We start from the raw sequence: 5,828 nt of genomic DNA, 5'->3' as shown, positions 1-5,828 counted from the left end.
CGTCGGCGCGCCGGTGGCGAGCGTGTCCCACGCGCCGAGATCGAACCGGCCGTCGGGCGCGCCCTTGGACGAGCGCGCGAAGGCCTCCGCCACCGGCTGATGGGCGGCGGCGAGCGCGCTGACCGCCGCCACGCCGTTGTCCCGCACCCGGGCGGCAATGGCGCTGGCGCGGTTGAGGCACACGAGAATCGTCGGCGGATCGTCGGTGACGCTCGCGACCGCGGTCGCGGTTGCGCCGTGGCGCCCCGCCGGCCCGTCGGTCGTGACCACGTGGACCGCCATGGGCACCCCGGCCATGGCCTGGCGGAAGGCGGCTCCGTCCAAGCCGGGCAGGATCACGGATGCGGTCACGCGTCGGAACTCCGTCCTCGTCCCGCGGCGCGGAACCTCGCGCGCCCCGGTCCTTCGGAGCGGCGGCCTCTCATAGCCGCATATGACGCCGCCGTCAGCGCGCCGTTGCGGGCGCCTGTCCCGCGGCCCTATGGTCGCGGTCCCATCCGCCGGAGGCGCCCGCGCCCATGCAGACCTTCTACGTCCAGATCAAGTGCCAGCTCGGGCGCACCTACGAGACCGCGCAGCACCTCGCCGACCTCGAGCTGCATTCGGAGATCTACTCCACCGCCGGCGACTACGATCTGATCGTGAAGTACCACGTGGAGGACGGCGTGGACGTGGGCCACTTCGTCAGCCGCAACGTCCAGACAGCGCCCGGCGTGCGCGACACCTACACCCTGATCACCTACAAGGCGTTCTGACGGCCTTACGAGCGGGGACGCCGGCGTTCCGCGGTCTGCGGGCGCCGGTCCTGCAGCGGCAGGGTGACGATGCGCACGCCCGTGTCCTCGGGGTCGATGCGCACCTCGAAGCCGAGCGACCGGCACATGGCGAGCATGGCGCCGTTCTCCGCCAGCACCTGCCCGGTGACGCAGCGCAGGCGCTCGTCGCGGGCGCGCTCGATCATCTGGGTCATCAGCCGCCAGCCGAGGCCCCGGCCCTTGTGGTCGGAGCTGAGCAGGATGGCGTATTCGCCCTCCCGCCCGTCCGCGTCGGCGTGAAGCTGGACGAGCCCCACCACCTTGCCCGCCGCGTCGATCGCCAGCAGCACCATGGTGCGGGCGTAGTCGATCTGCGTCAGGCGGGCGATGAAGGCGCGCGGCACCTCCTTCACCGGCGTGAAGAAGCGCTGGCGCAGATCGTCCGGCTCCACCGCGCGGAAGAAGGCGGCCACCTCGGGCTCGTCCTCCGGCCGCACGGGGCGGATCTCCAGCGAGGAGCCGTCGGAGAGCGTCTCCCGCGTCTCGAACTCCTTCGGATAGGGCCGGATCGCGAGGCGCAGGTTGGCGGGGCCGGGGCGCAGGTTGCGCGGCGCCATGCGCACCCGGGCGCGGGCGTCGAGCGTCACCACGCCGCGCGGCGTCGCCAGCAGCGGGTTGACGTCGAGCTCGCCGATCTCGGGCATGTCCTGCGCGAGCTGGGCGAGCTTCACCAGAGTGAGGGCGATGGCGTCCACGTCCACCGCCGGAACGCCCTCGTAGCCGTTGAGCAGCGCGCCGATCCGGGTGCGGGCGATCAGGTCGCGGGCGAGGCCCATGTGCAGCGGCGGCAAGGCGAGCGCCACGTCGCGCACGATCTCCACCGCGCCGCCGCCCGCGCCGAAGGCGATGACGGGGCCGAAGGTGCGGTCGTCGTAAAGGCCGGCGAACAGCTCGATCCCGTCCTGCGGCCGCACATGGGGCTGCACCAGCAGGCCCTCGATCCGGGCGTCGGGCGCGCGCTCCGCCACGCGGGCGAGCATGGCGACCGCCGCCTCCTCCACCGCGGCTTGCGAATCGAGCGCGAGACGCACGCCCCCCACCGCCGCCTTGTGGGACAGATCCTCGGAGACGATCTTCAGCACCGCCGCGCCGCCGGTGGACAGGAAGGCCGCCGCCGCCTCCGCCGCGGCCTTCGGCGTGTCCACCACCGCGTGGGGCAGCACGGGGATGTCGTAGGCCCTGAGCACCTCGGCCACGTCGGTCGGCGACAGCCACTCGCGCGCGGACCCGAGCGCGAAGTTCAGCGCCTCCCGCGCCCGCGCCGGTTCGGGCGCGAAATCGTCCGGCAGCGAGGGCGGCGTCTCCACCAGCGCAGCCTGCGCCTCCACATGACGCACCAGATGCATCAGGCCCGCGAGCGCGCTTTCCGGCGTGCGGAAGAACGGGATGTGCGCCTGCTCCAGCACCCGCCGGGAGCCGGCGTCGGAGCCGAGGAAGGCCGCGAAGACGGGCTTCGGCGGGTAGACCCGGCTGCGCCCGCGCCGGGCGCTCGCCGCCACCGCCTGGGCGCAGGCCACCGGCTCGGACAGGGTGGTGGGCGCATGCACCACCAGCGCCGCGTCCACGCCCTTGTCGGCCAGCGCCGCGTCGAGCGCGGCCTCGTAGCGGGCCGGGGTGGCGTCGCCGGCGAGATCGACGGGATTGGCGCGTGACCAGTCGCAGGCGAGCGCCACGTCGAGCGCCTCGACCGTCGCCGGCCCGAGCGTCGCCGGCACGCCGCCGAGATCGATCAGCCGGTCCACCGCCAGCACGCCGAGGCCGCCGCCGTTGGTGACGATGGCGATGCGCTTGCCGGACAGCGGCGACACATGCGCCAGCGTCTCCAGCGCCGCGAACAGGTCGGCGAGATCGGAGACCCGGAGCAGGCCCGCCCGGCGGAAGGCGGCGTCATAGGCGGCGTCCGAGGTGGCGAGCGCGCCGCTGTGGGTGGCGGCCGCCTTGGCGCCCGCCGCGTGGCGGCCGCCCTTCATCACCACCACGGGCTTGGCGCGGGCGGCGGCGCGCGCCGCCGACAGGAAGCGCGGCGCGTCGGTGACGGCGTTCACGTAGAGCACAATCGCGCGGGTGCGCCGGTCGGTGGCGAAGTGGTCGAGCAGGTCGTCCACGTCCACATCCGCCATGTCGCCGAAGGAGACGACGCCCGAGAAGCCGATGCCCCGCGCGCCCGCCCAGTCGATGACCGCCGACACCACGCCGCCGGACTGGAACAGCCGCACGATGTCGCCCGGCGCGGCGTGGGGCGCGAAGCTGGCGTTAAGGCCCACATGGGGGCTCAGCACGCCGAGGCAGCCGGGGCCGATCAGCCGCATGCCGTGACGGCGCGCGGCGGTCTCCGCCTCGTCGCGCAGCGACCCGGGGCCGAAGCCGAGCCCCTTGGTCACCACCACCGCGGCGCGGGCGCCGGCCGCCCCGGCCGCGTCGAGCACGCCCGGCACGGCGTTGGGCGGCGCCGTCACCACCACGAGGTCGGGCGTTTCCGGCAGGGAGGCGAAATCCGGCGCGGACGCGATGCCGTCGATCTCGGCGTGGTCCAGATTGACGAGGCGGATCGGCCCCGAGAAGCCGCCGTCCTTCAGCTTGGCGAGCACCGCCCGCCCGACGCTGCCCGGCCGCGGGCTGCCCCCGGCGAGGGCGACCGCGCGGGGCGCGAAGACGGCGTCGAGATTGCGGGTCGACATGGGCGTTCGGGAGCTCCCAGCGTGACGCGACCCTACCCTTGAACCGCGCAGGCCGCACCCGTCTTTCGCGCGGGCCCCGACCTCGCCCGTCAGCCGATGGCGCGGGACGCCTCCTGCACCTGCCGGGTGGCGGCGTCGATCGCGCCGGCGGCGGCGGCGATCTCGCTCAGGCTGCGGGTGACGCTCTCGGAGGAGCCGGCCGCCTGGCTCATGCCGACGGACATGTGGCGCGTCACCACCGACTGCTCCTCCACCGCCGCGGCGATGCCGCCCGAGGCCTGATGGATGCGGTTGATCAGCGCGACGACGTCGTTGATCGCGCCGACCACGCTGGAGGTGGAGCCCTGCACCGTGGTCACGTTGCTCGAGATCACGTCGGTGGCGGTCGCGGTCTGGGCCGCGAGCGTCTTGACCTCGTTCGCGACCACGGCAAAGCCGCGCCCGGCCTCGCCGGCGCGGGCGGCTTCGATGGTGGCGTTGAGCGCCAGAAGGTTGGTCTGCGAGGCGATGTCGCGGATGACGTTGGTGATGGAGCCGATCTCCGCCACGGAGGCTTCGAGGCTGCGCACGCGGCCAGACGCGGCGGCGACCACCTCCACCGCCTCCCGCGTGGTGGCGAGCGCCACGTCGAGCTGGCGGCTGATTTCCTCGATCGACATGGAGAGTTCGGCCGCGCCCTGCGCGACGCTCTGCGCGCCGGCGAAGGCGCCCTCGGCCGCGTCGGCGGCGTTCGCCGCCTCCCGGCTGGTCTGCCCCACCCGCTCGCCGATGCGGGCGAGTTCGCCGTCGATCTCGGTCCTCAGCCGCGCGCGGCGATGGCTCTCGTCATGGGCGGCGGTGACGTTGATCGCGAACTTCACCACGCCGACGACGGCGCCCTGCTCGTCCATGATCGGATTGTAGGTCGCCTGCAGCCAGACCTCACCGCCGGACTTGGAGCGGCGGCGGAACTCGCCGCTCTTGAACCGCCCCTCGCGCAGCTCCCGCCAGAAGGCGCGGTGCTCCTCCGTGTCCGCCTGCTCCGGCCAGACGAACAGGCTGTGATGGCGGCCGACGATCTCGTCCAGCCGATACCCGGTGGCCGCGAGAAAGTTCTCGTTGGCGTCGACGATCTCGCCCTCGGGCGTGAACTGGATCACCGCCTGCGAGCGGCGGATCGCCTCCACCTGCGCCGCGTCGAACGCGGCCTTGCGGCGCGCCTCGCGCGTCTCCGCCGCAAGCGTCGCGTAGCTGCGGCCGACGAGGTCCCGGCTGGCGCCGAACAGGTCGAAGAAATTCGCGTTGCCCGCCCGGATGACGCCCCCGGCGTCGCACTCCGCCCAGACGCCTGAACGGCTCAGCTCCTCGAAACGGGCCTGCGCGGGAAAAGCGGGAAAGGGCCAACCGAACGACATCGACAACAGCTCATGCAGCGAGGGAGCAGGGTCGGGCCGCTGCGCGACGCCCTTGAGATATCGATAACTGTGGTTTCCCAATCCCTCGTTAACGAGGCGCGGCGCGGCGCGTCTTCCGCTCCCGATCAATTCGCCAGGCTTCCTTCGCCCGTCAGGGCTGCGTCTGGGACGGCGGATCGCTGGCGGGGAAGCTGTCGTCCAGCTCCTCGTCGAGCCGCTCGTCCTCCTCCTGCTTCTCGTCCGGCGTCTCCGACGGCTTGGCGGGAGATGGCGGCGTGGAGGGCTGATCGCCGCCGCCGCCCCCGTCGGCCGAGGGCGCGACGGCGAGCGTCGAACCGCCCTGCGGCCCCGCCGGCGTGGAGCCCGCCGGCGTCGCCACGTCCGCGTCGGCCTCGTCCGCCGCATGGTCGGGATCGATCAGCACCACGTGCAGACGGCGCGGCCCGTGCGCGCCCATGAGCAGGATCTGCTCGATGTCGGCGGAGCGGGACGGGCCGGTGATCCAGTTCACCACCCGCGGCAGCACGCCCGCGCCGTAGCGCGCCCTCGCCCGCCCCCAAAGCTCCTCGTAGGTCGCGCCCACATCGGCTGCGTCCAGGACCACCACATGGGTGTCCGGCAGAAAGTTGAGCGAGGTCGGATTGTCCGGCCCCGAGGTGAGCAGCAGCGTGCCCGTCTCCGCCACCGCGCCGAAGGCGGCGCTGAGACCGACCGGATCGTCGCCGAAGCTGCGCCCCTCGGCGACCGTCAGAGCGGTCTCGCCCCAAGGCAGACGCGCGAGCCGGGCGTCGCCGCCCCGGCGGAGCGCGGGCGCCAGATTGTGGTCACGGAGGAAGCGCGCGACCGCGCCGGGGGCGGTGGCCTCGTCGCGCACCACGTCCACGGTCGCGGCGGAGGCGAGCGCCATCTCCACGAACAGCGCGATCCGCTCCCGCGGGCCG

General features: G+C 73.6%; 5 protein-coding genes. 1 reads left to right on the top strand and 4 read right to left on the bottom strand.

What is annotated here, in order from left to right:
- The coding region (locus ACFQ4O_RS14390; RefSeq protein ID WP_378776521.1) for a flavin reductase at positions 1-351 on the bottom strand (351 nt) is incomplete at its 3' end.
- Positions 352-518: 167 nt separating this feature from the next.
- On the opposite strand from ACFQ4O_RS14390, the gene ACFQ4O_RS14385 reads away from it, so the two are divergent.
- Positions 519-755: an Lrp/AsnC ligand binding domain-containing protein gene (locus ACFQ4O_RS14385; protein WP_378776519.1), complete on the top strand. Its 237-nt coding sequence runs from the start codon at positions 519-521 to the stop codon at positions 753-755.
- 5 nt (positions 756-760) lie between these two features.
- Here ACFQ4O_RS14385 and ACFQ4O_RS14380 read toward each other — a convergent pair whose 3' ends face one another.
- The 3 genes from ACFQ4O_RS14380 to ACFQ4O_RS14370 form a co-directional block, all read right to left on the bottom strand.
- The gene (locus tag ACFQ4O_RS14380; protein WP_378776517.1) at positions 761-3,493 is read right to left on the bottom strand and encodes a bifunctional acetate--CoA ligase family protein/GNAT family N-acetyltransferase; all 2,733 of its coding nucleotides are present in this window, start codon (positions 3,491-3,493) and stop codon (positions 761-763) included.
- 89 nt (positions 3,494-3,582) lie between these two features.
- The gene (locus ACFQ4O_RS14375) at positions 3,583-4,887 is read right to left on the bottom strand and encodes a methyl-accepting chemotaxis protein (protein WP_378776515.1); all 1,305 of its coding nucleotides are present in this window, start codon (positions 4,885-4,887) and stop codon (positions 3,583-3,585) included.
- A 151-nt stretch (positions 4,888-5,038) separates the two neighbouring features.
- Positions 5,039-5,828, bottom strand: a 790-nt coding sequence (locus tag ACFQ4O_RS14370; protein WP_378776513.1) for a LutC/YkgG family protein, incomplete at its 5' end; no start/stop codon positions are given.

The organism is Methylopila musalis, assembly GCF_042679725.1.
Lineage (GTDB): Bacteria > Pseudomonadota > Alphaproteobacteria > Rhizobiales > Methylopilaceae > Methylopila > Methylopila musalis.
Note: the sequence above shows the minus strand (reverse complement) of the source record. Positions and strands in the feature narration are given on the sequence as shown.